The sequence below is a fragment of the Pseudoalteromonas citrea genome, from assembly GCF_000238375.3.
GTDB classification, from domain to species: domain Bacteria; phylum Pseudomonadota; class Gammaproteobacteria; order Enterobacterales; family Alteromonadaceae; genus Pseudoalteromonas; species Pseudoalteromonas citrea.
The window spans coordinates 115,795-130,091 of record NZ_AHBZ03000027.1; the positions used below are offsets into that span (position 1 = coordinate 115,795).

The window sequence follows — 14,297 nt, forward strand, 5'->3', positions numbered from 1 at the left end:
GTTTATGCATCATCATATAAAAAGATTGGTTGAAAGCGCAGAAAAAGAAAGCCGTTTGATCATGGGGTTAATGAGTGGCACGTCACTTGATGGCTTAGATATCGCTTTGTGTAACATTAAAGGATGTGGCACCGCGACTGAAGTGGAGGTATTGCAATTTACTACCTGTGAATATCCTGAACAGGTTAAAGAAAAAATAAGGCGGGTCTTTGCAAAATCGCAGGTCGACTTAGAATACTTGACGCTGCTTAATGGATGGTTAGGTACCTATCATGGCCAGCTGATTGTTGATACATTGGCACGATGGGACGTGAAAGCTCAAGAGGTTGATGTGATTGCCAGCCATGGACAAACGATATATCACTGTCCTGCACATCAACATGAATATAGTGAATTTGGCAATGGTACATTGCAAATCGCCGATGCAGATCATATTGCTGTTATGACACACATTACCACTTTATCTGATTTTAGACAGAAGCATATTGCCGCGGGTGGAGAAGGCGCACCGCTTGCGCATTATGGTGATTATTATTACTTCAGTAGCAAAAAAGAACATCGTCTTTTACTTAATATTGGTGGGATCGCCAATCTTACGTATTTACCTAAAAACTGTTCGTTTTCAGACGTATTATGCTCAGACATAGGCGCTGGAAATACGATTATGGACGCCTATATGCAGCGTCACTTTCAAGTGGATTATGATCAAAATGGTGACATTGCAAATGCAGGCAAAGTAAGTGAAGCGTTACTCGAAAGCTTAATGGCTGTGGCCTTTATCAAACGTGATATGCCAAAAACCACAGGGCCAGAAGTATTTAATTTGGCATTATTAAGTCAAGCTCAAACAGACAGTAACACCGAACATTTATCGCACAATGATGTGATGGCGACATTAAATAGCTTTAGCGCGAAGGTAATTGTAGAACACATTACCTTATTATCTTCTTGTATACTGACGGGCAATGAGCCAGTGAATGTATATGTCAGTGGTGGGGGATATCATAATACGTTATTAATGGCGCAGGTTGAGTCACAGCTTTCAAGTAGCTGCAACGTGATGAGCAGTCAAGCGTTGGGCATAAACCCTGATGCAAAAGAAGCGGTGTTATTCGCTATATTAGCCAATGAAACACTGGTAGGCGACAGTGCCTCAGTAAAAGGTGAAAGCAATCAAAGTAACCCGATCACGATGGGCAAAATAAGCTTTCCGGATTAAAAGACTGAAAGCAATGAGGTCAGCACACTTGCGGCATGTCGCTTTGCTGTTTTGGCCCATACACGGCCAAAAAAAGGCGTTTGAACAGGCGTTTTTATGTTGAGCGGATTATGTATTTGCGCATTAAACTCTGCGGTATTTTTTATAGTGTTATAAATACCCAATAAATTCAGTTGTAATACGTACTCACCACTTGAACCATAGCCTGTTAAGCATACCTCAACATACCCAGTATCTACTGCATTTTTAGTTAAAGTTACTTCAGCACTAAAACTCGCATCGCGACCTGTTACAGAAGTTGCAGACAAAGAGATACTATCACCTGAAATTGCGTCATTGGGCAATATACATTTAATGTAAATACCTGAAGCTTGATATTCTAGTGCTAATGTATCGTACTGCATTGTTTCTATATGTGTATGTTCATCTAAGGAACGCGCAGCAAAACTAAGCCTCAGAGGCGGGTGGTTCATGACGTAAGTAGGTCTCTTAATATTTAATCGCTGTATTATTGATCGTCAACATGACATTTTTATGACTTTAAGTGCAATAATGCTTTGTGAACACCATGAACAGCTATTTATGCAAGTTCTAGCTTGTTTTTAAGTGAAATGAGTCATGAATAATGTGCCAAGCAGGAATATTTTGCATGGCACATAGTGAACACCCCGTCAGGGCTTAGTGGTAAAACAGGTGAATATGATGCTCACCTAACTTGCATCGTTTCCCCATTGACAACAATGTCTTTAAACTTGGGTTCTTGGGTTGAGTACTGCTGTTCAATAAGTGCATTGATCACTTGTTTTTCTATAAATGGGTTTGCGTTGTGTGTTATATCCATGCTTTTTTCCAACCACTCCCCGTCGAGCTGATAAAATAAAACATATTCAAAGTAATACTCAAAATGTGCGATCAAAAGGTATTCTTTTCCTATATCTCCGTGGAGGTCAATGGCGACAATATCCAGTTTTTTACTGTTAAAAAGCTGCGTGTTGGTATGTTTAGCATAGTTTTGAATCCTACTGAGCAGTGGCAGAGGAAGCTGTTCGATAGATAAATATGCATTGGGTTGCAGCAAAGTTGTTACATCTAGTTGTTCAATATCGGGGTTGCCATAGGGGTTTACAACACGCTTTAGTACGGCGTCAATACGCGTATTGAGCGCAGGGTTAGTGCTACCATATTCTTGTTGGAGCTGCTTTAGTGCTTCATTTCCTGGACGCCCTAAGTTAAAGGCAAAGTAGTCTAAATCGACATCGTTAATATCGATATGACCAGAGTTAATATGGGCTAGTTGGCTAGATACTGACAGTTTTCTGAAATCTAACAAGGGAGACTGAGTCGCTAAAAGAGCCGCGACTAAGGTTAGCCCCAGTTTAGTATTGATATTACCTAAATGTGCATACCACTTAACTCTATATTTGATAATCGCGGCGCTATAACAGATGAAATAAGCTGCCACAAATACCCAAATTAAGATCGCCCATAAGCGATCTACAGATAGCCCGTATTGCTCAATTCTTTGGTATAGCCCATAACCACTTATCGCAACGTACACTGGCAGTAATATAACCCCGAGCGTTAAAGCAATCTGTGTCCAATGGTGCTTCAGTAATTGACCTTCGTCGCTTTGTAGCGCGGTATTGAGGGTAAGTAAAATGGCGATGAGTAAGGTAAATATCAGCGCACTACCGCCATTGTCCCAAATTGGTTGCATACCTTGGAAAAGTAATGCAACTAAAAAGAGAGAACTTAGCATGACTAGAAGCGGTAACAATGCCAACGACAAAACTTGAATCAACCGATTTACAGTATTGACCACATTGGCATTGTCTCTTACTTTAAGCACGCCAAGGGTGTGGCTCAAAGTCAGCATTGGATAGAAAAACCACGGTTCATAAAACAGACGTTGGAATAATGTGATATTGATAGCTGCAAATAATTCAGCCCATAGTATTAAGATTAGCCACATTGCGAGGGTAAATAATGCGGCAAAAAAGAGGGTGATGAATAAGTGGCAAGCACGTTGGATAAGCAGGTTGTAATCAATATACCACTGATCAGAGTGGTTACTCAGGGCTTGGCTGAACAGAAGTACTTTAAATACGGCTACCGTCATAACGAGACCATACGTAAAGCTGTACATGCCAAGAGATTCACTACTTAAACTGACGATCTGACTTCCTGTGTAAGCACCTAACGCAGCGAAAAATAGCGAAAATAGACCTATAAACCAGTAGTACTTACTGGTTGTTTTTTGGCTTATCCCATAAATGCTCAGAATAGGCAAAATGATGGCGATAGAGTAGCAGGCAAATAGAGTAGCCGATGACTCTGCTATGGCCCATTTAAATTCAAGGGCTTGATGTAATAGAAGAAGAGCAAGCCCTTGCAGTAAAGCAACAAAGAGTAAGCTTTTGTATTGTATTTTTGTGAGTTCAGAATGATTTGATATCATACACAATCCTTGTTTTATCTTATTTCTTATTGCAGCATAGTAAATGCTGGCGGGTTAATCGGTTATGAATTGCTCCCTAATTAATTCTTCAAATATTGTTTGTTGGAGGTGAGTTGAGCCTTATATTGATTGGTGAGTGTTTCTATTCGGCTTTTATTGTTGATTATGGCGAGATTAAACTCACGTAATTTTTTTTCGCTGAACATGCCAGGGCGCAGCATGTAGTGTACAGGGTTTTTGTGAATCATGATTTGAGTTGTACGCACGCTCTGACTGAGCTGAGCGTTATTTTTTATTATGTAAGCCCCACTGAGTAAATCTTCTACGGCAAAATTAACACGTTTGTGTTTTATTAATTCAAAACGATCTATTGATGCGCTCATTTCGATAACACAATCGGTACATTGAGCTTGAAAATGGCTGAATTCCGGTCCGTATACACTGCCTCTATTGATAGCCACTATTGCGTTATTAAGGGCAAGTGGTAACGTGCCTTCCGCGTTTATTTGGAGCGGTTGTTGTGATATATGGCTAAACAACTGCATAACTTCAGCCCGATAGGAGACACTAAACTCAGCAAATCCTCGGCGATTAGAAGTATAGCTTGCAGCGAAAATGAGGTCGACATGGTCTTTTTTAAATTCGCTAAATGCCCGACTCGACGAGGGGTAAGCCACATAGTTCCAGCAAACATTGATATCTTTTAACAGCAGCTCAATGATATCTATATCAAGCCCTTTAAACACATCATTTTCTTTATAAGAATAAGGCGGCCAATCATTAGCGGCACTAATGGTTATGGTTTTTTCGCAGACGTGTTCTTTGGCTAGCAATAACGGTGCACACCCTAGTATGAACAGGCACATGAACATGCGCTTTATGTGGCTTACGCTCAGTTTTTGTGTACGCATTGTTGGCCTTTGTGTGGTTAGTTCTATTACTCAGCTAAGGTATTATGGTTACTAACCTAGATGCAGAATTTAACCTTTATTTTTAGAGCTTTACGTGAGTGAGTTTAATAAATATGCCACATTTATTAAACTCACTCAAGCTTATAAAAGCACAGTTGTTGGGCCTATTTAGTCAATGCGGAATCGACCTACTAGGTTGTCTAACCCATCTGCTAAATCAACAAGTTGAGTTGCGCCTTCTGATAGGCTATCCGTTGACTGGCTCACCTGCGCGACGGATGCGGTCACCCCTTGAATTTGAGTGTGAGTTTCACTGGCTGACACACCTTGTTGGCTGGCTTCTTGGGCGATGGTTGCTATTAATGCTTTTACTTTAGTTACACTGTTTGCAATGTCATCAAACGCTTGGTGTGCTTGCTCTGATTGAGTAATTGCATCATTGGAAGCACTGACGCTTTGGGTCATTTTTTCGGATACAGCGCGAGTTTGATCAATTAACTTTGTCAAAACGTGTTCAATTTCTTGTGTTGCATCATGTGAACGTTGTGCGAGCGTTCTTACTTCGTCGGCAACCACGGCAAACCCTCTGCCTTGTTCGCCTGCTCTAGCCGCTTCAATGGCAGCATTGAGTGCAAGTAAGTTGGTTTGCTCTGCTATGCCACGTATAACGCTTAAAATATTAGTAATGTTGTTACTTTCACTTTCTAATTGGCTCATTGCTGCAGCCGAACCACTTAGTGAGCTATTAAGTTGAGCCACTTGCGTAACGGTATTGCCGATAAGCTTGTTACCAGTATGTGTGCATTCATCTGTTTGATCTATTTCACTGAGAGATTCTTGGCAATTTTGACTCACAATATGCGCCATATTGTTGACTGATTCAGTGTTGTGAGCCGCCTGATTAGCGGTGTCTGACTGGTTGTGGCATTGGGTTCTAATGTCTGATATTTGTGTTTCAAAATGGTGGGCGGCATCATTTAGAGAGTGCGCATTATATTGAATGTCTTTTACCAAAACATTAATTGAATTCAAAAATTGATTAAACCAAGTGGCGAGTTCACTTATCTCGTCATTACCAATCACTTGAAGCCTTTTCGATAAGTTGCCCTCACCCTGTGCTATATCTCTTAACCCATCCGATACCCGTTCAATCGGATAGACAATTTTATTTGCAAGTACGACAGCGATAACGCCAAATATCACTAACATTATAAGTGCGATTATACTGATACTCACTGACATGTTATAGGCAGAAGATAAGATCTCATCTTCGTCAATAATGGCCACAAAACGCCAGTTTAAGGCATCAGACTGATAAGGTTTTGCTGTGACTGTTTTATCACCCGTTTCAATGGTTAAAAATGACTTATCTCTGTCAGAATTTAGCGATTGGTATAAAGGCGAGCTGAGCTCTTTAATATTCTTAAAGTTATTATCTGGGTTTTTTGGGTCGGCGAGAATGACACCATTGCCATCCATTAAAATTAAATACCCTGTTTCACCTAAGCGAATGTTGCTGACAATATCTGTGAGTGTAGACAAAGTCACATCTAACGACTGTACACCTGCAAATGTGCCATTTTTATAGATCCCCGTTGCCACTGACACCATAGCTTGCCCTGTAACACCTTGATAAGGTTCAGTAACAATCACATCGCGTGGTGTTTTCTTGGCATTTTTATACCAAGGGCGTTGTCGAGGGTCATAATTTCCTAGGGGTTCAGCTGGGTATTGAATAAAGCCCCCTTGCTCTGAACCCAAATAAACGAACAGCAATTCTTCGTGGGTTACCCCGAATGCGGTAAAGAGTTCAAATATCTCGGCTTCTTGTGGGTCATTGTCTAAAGGAGACATCATGCGCTCTGGGCCCATGTAACTGCTAATATTATTCGGTAAATCACTTACCAATTTACTTTGTGCAAGGAAGCGGGCGTTATTCTTCATTTGCTCAAAGAAAAGAACAAAGGTATTTTCAACTTGGCGTATTTCATTACTAGACGAGTCTAAAAAACGCTCTAAAGATTCTTGTTTAGTTTGTGAAATGCTCACCAATGAAATGGCTAAAATAGGCACTATCACCGTTAATAAAAAACTCATAATGAGCTTCTGGCGCATTCTCATTTGATACTCCTGCGACTGTGTGATGTTTGGTTACATTTGTTATGTGTTTATGTGTAACTTTATAAATTATACACACAATCTCAGATTTATCTGATTTTGTACAAGTATTCACAATAAAATAGTTAAACTTTGTTTCGCTAAGTATCTTGTATCTGTTTAGTTAATTTCATGTTTTTTTAGGAGCTTATAAAAATCTGAGCGGTTTCTTTGTGCCAGTTTGGCTGCTTCCGCTACATTACCCTCTGACAGCGATAAGACTTTTTTAAGGTAGTCATATTCAAACTGCTTCTTTGCTTCATTGAGCCCTTGAAAGTGCCGCTCATGTTGCGCTGGTAGTACTTTTAATACGATTTCTTCAGTAATTAATTTACCGGGTGTCAGTACCAATGCATGTTCAATCACATTGTGTAATTGACGAATGTTACCGGGCCAATGATAATTTAGCAGGTGTGTTATTGCCTGCGGGTTGATTGACTTACGTTGATCACAAAGTTCAGTAATGAATTGATTGGCCAACAGCATAATATCTTCGATTCGATCACGTAAGCTAGGCAGTGTGATTGATACAACATTGAGTCGGTAGTATAAATCCTCTCGAAACTCTTTATTCACGATTGCTTGCTGTAAATCTTTGTGGCTGGCAGACAAAAAGCGCACATTGATTTTATGCTCAGTATGAGACCCTACTGGCCGAACGGTTCGCTCTTGCAACACGCGTAGTAACTTTACTTGCAAGTCTAATGGCATGTCGCCGATTTCATCGAGTAAAATAGTGCCATTATCTGCACTCAAAATAAGGCCCGTTTTATCATTGATTGCACCAGTAAACGCGCCTTTTTTATGGCCAAACAGCTCTGATTCTAATAAATGCGCAGGGACGGCCGCACAATTTATGGCAATGAAGGGGCCTGAGGCATAGCCACTGGCTTGGTGAATCGCTTTTGCTGTTACTTCTTTACCCGTGCCACTTTCACCTTGTATAAGTATATTCACACTATTGGGTGCTAAGGCTTGAATGTGATTAACGACGTGGCGCATCGCTGCACTTTTGAATGAAATTCCAAAGTAATTATTGCTCTGCAACGAAGGTTGAGGTTTTGTTGTACTAAAAAGTGCCTTTTCTATTGTATGGAGGAGTGTTTGGCTATCAATGGGTTTGCTTATAAAGTTTAAAAAACCTTGTTCTATTGCATCGACGGCGTCTGGAATTGAACCGTGGGCTGTCATCATGATCACTGGCATAGCGAAATGATCACTTTTAATCTTTTCAAATAGCTCAAAACCATCCATATGGGCCATTTTTAAATCTGTTATGACTAAATCAATCGATTCACTTTGTAGTATTTTTAACGCTTGAGTGGCACGATAAGCACGCAGTGTATGGTAATTATTCGATTCTAACCTCATTGCCAATAGTTCGATAAATGCTTGATCATCATCGACCAGTAATATGGTTGCCTTGTTCATAATGCTCCTTCCTCCCTAAGTTGAGTTGGTATTTCTGGCACTGAGGGGTTAAGTCGCTGCAACTCTACTTGAGTTAACTGTTTTTTTAATTCAATCAGTGTAATTTGCAAGTTTTTTAGTCGGTACTCTGTGCTTTCTAGACTTTTTTTGAGCGCGATATTGGCCAACTTTTGCGTTCGTAAATCTTGGGTACTACGTTTCATAAAGTTGAAATAGATAGCGTACTCGTCAGGCCATTTATTTTGTTCGACTAATATTTTTAGTAACCTTAATTGTGTTGTGGTGGAAGGGCTGTTACACCATTTGGTGAAAAATAGGTTAAGTGTTTGGTGTTGTTGATAGTGGATTGGCAGCGTGTGCATTTGCCTATCAGTTGTTGATAAGGCATTCGTGCTACAAATTGCATAATGGGTTTGAAACAGCATAGCAACCGGCGCATAGTGTTGTGTTGGCAGGGGCTTTGCTTTGTTCTCAGTATCCATCTTTTGGGTTGAGTGGCATGCACTTATCAAACAAAGCGCCAGCAATAAAGATAATAAACGCATTATTACTTTCCTCTTACTGGCACTTTGACACACACATGTGTACCAGGTGACAGCGGGTTAAACTCGATAGAGCCGTGCAGGTGCTTGACCGACTCGGCGACAATTGATAAACCAAGTCCACTTCCAATATGGTTATGGCTATGCTGACCGCGAAAAAATGGCTGTGTTATGTTAGCTAGCTCGCAAGGGTCAATCCCTACGCCATCATCATAAATAGAAAAGGTCGCTGTATTTTCATTGCTATACACTTCTATACGAATACTCTGATCAGCATATTGCAATGCATTGTTCACAAGCTGAATTAATATGATTTTACAGGGCAGGTAGGGCATATAAGCTGAATTTTGACCAATATTCCATATGAGCTTTTTGCTGGAGTTAGACGCTTGAGAGGTAAAATGTGTTTTCAAATCAGTCGTTATTGCCACTAAGCTTTTTTTCTGCTGAGTATTCAATGGGTGGCTGGCGGCGCTGTAACTGAGTAAATCGTCGATTAAGGTATTTAAGCGCTTTACCGATCCTTGCATGATCTCGACGATACGCTCTTGCTGCCCACTTAATGAACCCATGCAGGTGTCTTGTAAGAGACTGCTACCTTCACTTAATGATGCCAAAGGTGTTTTTAGTTCGTGCGTAACATGGCGTAAAAAAGAGTCCTTTTGGGCATGACTGTGTTGAAGTGCCTCGTTAAGCCAATTCAGCCGTTGTCCTAGCTTTTCCAGCTCATTACTCCCCTGTAGCTCAATGTTCCTGACATATTTACCATTGCCTAACTGGACAATGGTATGTTCAAGTGTATAAAGCTGATGTGTTACGCGGCGAATTAGCATAAGGCTAAAGACAATAAATAGCGTTACGAGTATGAGTAATAGCGCGAGTAGGCCGTAATTTTTGTCAGAGAAAGACGTGCGCTGTTCAGCGAGCCGCGTTGCTAAAGCGCGATGAAACAGCTTTTCTGTGGTTTGCAGTTCGTGACTCAGAGCCGAATAATTAACTAAGTGTGCATTGTAGGTTGGTGATAAGGTAAGTACTTGTTGCCATTGTGCAACAAGTACATTTTCCATTAGCCTATTTTTCAGTAACGTAATGCGTTTTCGCGTGGCCTTCCACTTTTTATTAATACTATTTTGTAAAGCGGGGCTATCTAGCAATGTATTATTTTTTTGTGCTTTCTCAAGCGCTGAAATACTTTCTTTTATAGCTGAAAACTCAATTATAAGGTCATGATTTATAACATATGACTGATGCATCTTCTGTTGCTCTAAAGATAAGTGTTTTGCATACCAAACTGCCGACACGATGATAGGTAGCAGCGCAATCGTTAGGGCTAGTTTTGCTTGCAAGCCCAAAGATTGTGAAAAAAACCGTTGAGGCGTGCTCTTAACGCGTTTATAAGACGAAATAAATCGCTTTTTAACAGTCTTTATTGTCGTATTCATTGTATTTCCAGAACGAGTGTTGCTAAATTGCGATTTTATAACTTGCTGATTTTATTATAAATTATTTATTTTATAATTGTTGATGTCGCTATTTAGCAACAGCCCGACTTAATGCTTCCTGAATTAATACTCCCCACTCACTGTAACGTTATGATTTAAATGTGAATTTTATATTTGGCATCATAGTTGATATATCCCAATAGCAATCGGCGACTTATCTCAATCATATTGTTTGGCGTTGCAGCTTCTCAAAAGGTAGAGCTAGCTAGTGCACGCTAAATGTTCTTAACATTCACTAAGTGATGTGAAAGCCGGAAATTAAGTAGATTGGTAGCTGAGCATAGGGCGTGGCGAATAAGTTAGATAAAGGCGATATTACAGGAGCTTACGAATGTACATGACAGTGGTATTACTAAGTGGTGCAGCAGGGTTATTTTCACAACCACAGACAGGCGTGCTGACTTTTCAACAGTTAGATAGAAACAACGATGGCGTAATTAGCTTGAGTGAGTCAAAGCAGCTTCCAAGGCTTATGGCGCAATTTAAAGATTTAGATGTCGACAATAGCGGCGGTATTTCACGCGCTGAATTTGATTTTTTTAACTGAATATTACGTTTTATTTTTAAGATTATCTCATATAAAAAAGAGGGTACAACATGAAATTGGTCCATGTATTTATGGCAACGAGCCTAACATTAATTAGTGCAATGAGTTTTGCATCGGGTTTGTCTTTTTCTGATTTAGACACTGATCATGATGGTGTAATAAGTGTTAAAGAAGCGAAAGCGAACACGCTATTAACTGAGCAATTTGCCAAGTTAGACGCTGATAAAGACAAGTTACTCAGCCGCAGTGAGTTTCTCAACTTTCAATTATAAGAAGTACAGCAAGGCAATTAATGAGGCGCTATTCGTACTGAAAGAGGTGCCCAGACTTTATTAAAAAGGAAAAGTAATGAAATTAATAAGCAGACTTTTGATTGTAGGAACTCTGACTGTCGCATATTCGGCGACAGCCGCGGATTTCACAACACTAGATACAGACAAAGATGGTTTTATTAGCCAAAGTGAAGCTGCACAGTCAGCCTCTATCCGCAAGGCATTTGAATTACTCGATACTAACAAAGATGGCAAATTATCAGAAAAAGAGTTTCATCAATAAGTAGTCTCCCGTACTACTTGACGCGCAAAGCCTAAGTGAAAACTTAGGCTTTTTTCATATAATTATATGTATTAAAAGCGGTAAGTGATATTAGCACTGACTTGAACCTGGCTTAGGTTCTCACTATTAAAATGCCAGCTGCACATATTTTTTGTTTCTGGATCAGTATCACACGTAACTTTAGACTTATTGTCGATAATGGTTGCCAGCCAACGTACCTCTGTACCTACACTTAATCTATCCATTACTTGATATTCTAAGCCACCAAATAAACCGGTAGCAAAGAATGAATCAGCTTCTGCAAAGTTCGTATCAAGGCGATTCACACCCAGTTGCATACCGATATATGCATCTAGGTCATCAGAAACAGGGCGATATACGGCACTTTGAAACAGGAGATATTCTGTTGTTATTTTGTGTATCGTACTCTCTTCAAATTCACCTTCGTATTTACTATAGAAAAAACCATATTTGGTATCATTCTCATGCCAGTCGACACTAAATCCGTAATGCGTGTCATCAGAAAACTCGTGTTTTTGTTGTCGAGTTGTGGTTACTGATTGACTGTAAGTTTGCCCAGCGTATGCCGTAACGCCAATCTCAGCTTGGCTTGTATGAGAGGTAAGTAACAGACCAACAATGCTGGCAAGCATAAGTTTATTCATGAAGTGTCCTTTTGGAAGATGCGAGTGAATAGGTAATTTTGAGCTCAGTATACGGAATTTAAATTCTGATGGCATGGAATAAAAGTAAAAATGTGTAAAGGTCAGCTACATGTCGTCAATGCAGGTTTATATGCGTTAAAAAATAAACCAGAGGAGCGGTGTGATTCTCTGGTTTATTTGAAACGGTTTGATCCGTAATGCACATAAATGAGTTATATGTATAAACCCTGCTGATTGATGGTTTGCTCGTTTAGTGGCTCATCTAACCAGCCTAACTTAATTGGTGTGTTATATAAGCGATTGTTACCGAGCTGAGGCCAGATGTGACAAAGCCCTGGTACAAACACTTTTGCTGTGTGTATTGGTATAGGTGGGCGAGTATAATCAAGAGCTAAGGTCTCTAAATCAAGGCATTTTAAGTGTTCAACAATGGCTAAAATATCATCTTTTATATCAAGAGTCTCAGACAAAGCATATACCCCTCTTGGTGCTTGATCATTAGCAAATAAGTAGCTTTGAAGGTCAATCGCATCAAAATCAAATGGAGCACCGTTTTGATTACGAATGGGGATGAGCTGACATAACTCAGTTAGGGCTCGCTGGGCTGCCATTTCAGGTTTTAAATGGCATCCAAACCCAAATATTAAACCCTTACTTTGTTTGTGGCGGCCAATTGCAGCCATAACCGGCACGCCTGTATCAACCGTTAAATCTAACACCCAGTAATCATGATCTTTATTTAAGGTTTGATGTAATGGGTTTAAATAATCAGGGTCCAATCGTGTTAAGTCAAAGCTTGGCCTTTCTAATTTGTTGTACCACCAAATAGCAGTGGCATCTCGTTCAATTAACTCGAACAAAGCTTGCAAAATGGCTTCTTCTAAATTGTTACCTGCGGCGCAACCATTTGACTGCCATTTACCAAATTTATCTTCCTCGAAAGGGGTATTTGCGAAGCAAAGAACAGTAGGAACATAGACAGATACATTATGAGAAAGAGACCATATAGAATGCCAGTTAATGTCAGTACCATCATATGGTAGGACAGCAACTATTTTATTTTCATTTGAATAAATTGATTTTTTAAATGCTTCAAATTGATTAGCGCTATAAAAAGAATGTTGTTCAAAACCATAAGCTCTTGCACTTAAACTTTTTCTGTTTGATAAATATGATTGTTCATTACCTAAAAATTGAGCATTTTTTCTTTCTATAGCTTCACACAATGCACTGGCCATAGATTGCTCTTTTGAAACCCCTTTACCCAAACAAGCCTGTACAAAACTATCATTTTTTATGGTGTGTAATTTGTTTTTAGGCAATGTCTTGAAAAAGCCTGTTCTATATATAGTTATTGGACTATTCACCTCTTTTTTTAAGGGTTCTAGATGAGTTATTAAGCCGGTTAAAGGGCTTACAAAAGGCAATATTTTTTCTACGGTGAGTGAAGCGTCAACGCACCTAGAGCCACCATCTTTGCTATTAAAATGTGGTTTAGATTGCAAAGTGATTTTATTTTTCAAAAAACTATTTGAGTAAATAAGCGGTGTGTAACTATGTTCTATGATTTCATTAGACTTAAATGATAATTCAGTTAAATTTTTAGATTTAGAATTTGTATGGCAGATAAATGTATCTTTAAACCTATCTTTTAATGTAGCGAGTGAGTTTGGTTGAATACCCGGTGGTAATGGCCTTGTAAATTTAACATCAAGAGAAGTTTTAAACGTTTGGGCAACTGGGGTGTTTCGTTCTAGAAGTTCTGTAAACTTTATATATTCACTCAAGTCATTAAACAAAGGAGATATAAGTACTTTTGTATAGGTAATTACTATGACCGAAAATTCACAGTTCTGAGTGACAGTATTTAATTCATTACATAAAAATTGATCAATAAAGCTATGAGCAATAAAAAAAATTGTATTCGAGCAACTCTCTTTAATCACCTTACTTATTGTTCGTGCTGTACAATCATAATCACTTGAAAGCACTGTTAAAGTGGTATTAATTTTCTTTACTTCAAGATCATTATTTTTATTATTATTCTTAGTATTCACGTCAACAAAATCTAAAAAATCGCATTGCTTGACAAATTTATCAATTAAATATAAAAAGTGTTCCGCTTGATTACTTGACAAAGATTGAGTAACTATGTCACTCAAAGAACGGTCACCATTAATTAAATGAAAAAGGGGATATTTCTCATTGGTAAATAAAAACTCTTGCTCACAGCCAACGATCAATAAATCTCTGTTTTTCAGCTCGTAAGCTGTGTAATATTTCGACCATCTAGGTATTTTATTTAGCATA

At 39.1% G+C, this 14,297-nt stretch carries 13 protein-coding genes; 4 read left to right on the top strand and 9 right to left on the bottom strand.

What is annotated here, in order from left to right; translation table 11 throughout:
• Positions 1-4: 4 nt before the first annotated feature.
• Positions 5-1,219 carry an anhydro-N-acetylmuramic acid kinase gene (locus PCIT_RS18720; protein WP_010367358.1) on the top strand — a complete coding sequence of 405 codons (1,215 nt, stop codon included), beginning with the start codon at positions 5-7 and terminating at the stop codon, positions 1,217-1,219.
• Here PCIT_RS18720 and PCIT_RS18725 read toward each other — a convergent pair.
• The 7 genes from PCIT_RS18725 to PCIT_RS18755 all read right to left on the bottom strand — a co-directional run bounded on the left by PCIT_RS18725 (position 1,216) and on the right by PCIT_RS18755 (position 10,160).
• A complete protein-coding gene (locus PCIT_RS18725) occupies positions 1,216-1,692 on the bottom strand; it encodes a hypothetical protein (RefSeq protein WP_010367359.1) in 477 nt (158 codons plus the stop codon). The two genes, PCIT_RS18720 and PCIT_RS18725, sit on opposite strands and share 4 nt — an antisense overlap.
• Before the next feature lie 233 nt (positions 1,693-1,925).
• Positions 1,926-3,677 (bottom strand): DUF4153 domain-containing protein, encoded by a 1,752-nt coding sequence (locus PCIT_RS18730; protein ID WP_010367360.1) that lies wholly within the window; start codon positions 3,675-3,677, stop codon positions 1,926-1,928.
• Positions 3,678-3,757: 80 nt separating this feature from the next.
• Positions 3,758-4,588: a substrate-binding periplasmic protein gene (locus PCIT_RS18735; RefSeq protein WP_010367361.1), complete on the bottom strand. Its 831-nt coding sequence runs from the start codon at positions 4,586-4,588 to the stop codon at positions 3,758-3,760.
• Positions 4,589-4,756: 168 nt separating this feature from the next.
• Positions 4,757-6,709 (bottom strand): methyl-accepting chemotaxis protein, encoded by a 1,953-nt coding sequence (locus tag PCIT_RS18740; RefSeq protein ID WP_010367362.1) that lies wholly within the window; start codon positions 6,707-6,709, stop codon positions 4,757-4,759.
• A gap of 156 nt (positions 6,710-6,865) precedes the next feature.
• Positions 6,866-8,176, bottom strand: a complete 1,311-nt coding sequence (locus tag PCIT_RS18745) for a sigma-54-dependent transcriptional regulator (protein ID WP_010367364.1) — start codon at positions 8,174-8,176, stop codon at positions 6,866-6,868.
• Positions 8,173-8,721, bottom strand: a complete 549-nt coding sequence (locus tag PCIT_RS18750; RefSeq protein WP_010367366.1) for a hypothetical protein — start codon at positions 8,719-8,721, stop codon at positions 8,173-8,175. Before PCIT_RS18750 ends, PCIT_RS18745 begins: the two co-directional genes overlap by 4 nt.
• A 2-nt stretch (positions 8,722-8,723) precedes the next feature.
• Positions 8,724-10,160, bottom strand: coding sequence for a sensor histidine kinase (locus PCIT_RS18755; protein ID WP_010367368.1), 1,437 nt, complete (start codon positions 10,158-10,160; stop codon positions 8,724-8,726).
• 391 nt (positions 10,161-10,551) lie between these two features.
• Here PCIT_RS18755 and PCIT_RS18760 point away from each other — a divergent pair, with 391 nt between their 5' ends.
• From PCIT_RS18760 to PCIT_RS18770, 3 genes are all read left to right on the top strand, one after another.
• Positions 10,552-10,767 carry an EF-hand domain-containing protein gene (locus tag PCIT_RS18760; protein ID WP_010367375.1) on the top strand — a complete coding sequence of 72 codons (216 nt, stop codon included), beginning with the start codon at positions 10,552-10,554 and terminating at the stop codon, positions 10,765-10,767.
• Positions 10,768-10,817: 50 nt separating this feature from the next.
• Positions 10,818-11,039 carry a hypothetical protein gene (locus tag PCIT_RS18765; protein WP_010367377.1) on the top strand — a complete coding sequence of 74 codons (222 nt, stop codon included), beginning with the start codon at positions 10,818-10,820 and terminating at the stop codon, positions 11,037-11,039.
• A gap of 76 nt (positions 11,040-11,115) precedes the next feature.
• A complete protein-coding gene (locus PCIT_RS18770) occupies positions 11,116-11,322 on the top strand; it encodes an EF-hand domain-containing protein (protein ID WP_010367379.1) in 207 nt (68 codons plus the stop codon).
• 71 nt (positions 11,323-11,393) lie between these two features.
• On the opposite strand, the gene PCIT_RS18775 is transcribed toward PCIT_RS18770, so the two are convergent.
• Together PCIT_RS18775 and PCIT_RS18780 are read right to left on the bottom strand one after the other, a co-directional pair.
• Positions 11,394-11,987: a porin family protein gene (locus PCIT_RS18775; protein WP_010367381.1), complete on the bottom strand. Its 594-nt coding sequence runs from the start codon at positions 11,985-11,987 to the stop codon at positions 11,394-11,396.
• A gap of 212 nt (positions 11,988-12,199) precedes the next feature.
• A complete protein-coding gene (locus tag PCIT_RS18780) occupies positions 12,200-14,296 on the bottom strand; it encodes a YcaO-like family protein (protein ID WP_010367382.1) in 2,097 nt (698 codons plus the stop codon).
• Position 14,297 lies beyond the last annotated feature (1 nt).

Coding starts and splice junctions, on each gene's coding strand:
- PCIT_RS18720 (WP_010367358.1), top strand. CDS start 5: ATGCATCATCATATAAAAAGATTGGTTGAAAGCGCAGAAAAAGAAAGC.
- PCIT_RS18765 (WP_010367377.1), top strand. CDS start 10,818: ATGAAATTGGTCCATGTATTTATGGCAACGAGCCTAACATTAATTAGT.
- PCIT_RS18770 (WP_010367379.1), top strand. CDS start 11,116: ATGAAATTAATAAGCAGACTTTTGATTGTAGGAACTCTGACTGTCGCA.
- PCIT_RS18750 (WP_010367366.1), bottom strand. CDS start 8,721: ATGCGTTTATTATCTTTATTGCTGGCGCTTTGTTTGATAAGTGCATGC.
- PCIT_RS18735 (WP_010367361.1), bottom strand. CDS start 4,588: ATGCGTACACAAAAACTGAGCGTAAGCCACATAAAGCGCATGTTCATG.
- PCIT_RS18780 (WP_010367382.1), bottom strand. CDS start 14,296: ATGCTAAATAAAATACCTAGATGGTCGAAATATTACACAGCTTACGAG.
- PCIT_RS18760 (WP_010367375.1), top strand. CDS start 10,552: ATGTACATGACAGTGGTATTACTAAGTGGTGCAGCAGGGTTATTTTCA.
- PCIT_RS18775 (WP_010367381.1), bottom strand. CDS start 11,987: ATGAATAAACTTATGCTTGCCAGCATTGTTGGTCTGTTACTTACCTCT.
- PCIT_RS18755 (WP_010367368.1), bottom strand. CDS start 10,160: ATGAATACGACAATAAAGACTGTTAAAAAGCGATTTATTTCGTCTTAT.
- PCIT_RS18725 (WP_010367359.1), bottom strand. CDS start 1,692: ATGAACCACCCGCCTCTGAGGCTTAGTTTTGCTGCGCGTTCCTTAGAT.
- PCIT_RS18740 (WP_010367362.1), bottom strand. CDS start 6,709: ATGAGAATGCGCCAGAAGCTCATTATGAGTTTTTTATTAACGGTGATA.
- PCIT_RS18745 (WP_010367364.1), bottom strand. CDS start 8,176: ATGAACAAGGCAACCATATTACTGGTCGATGATGATCAAGCATTTATC.
- PCIT_RS18730 (WP_010367360.1), bottom strand. CDS start 3,677: ATGATATCAAATCATTCTGAACTCACAAAAATACAATACAAAAGCTTA.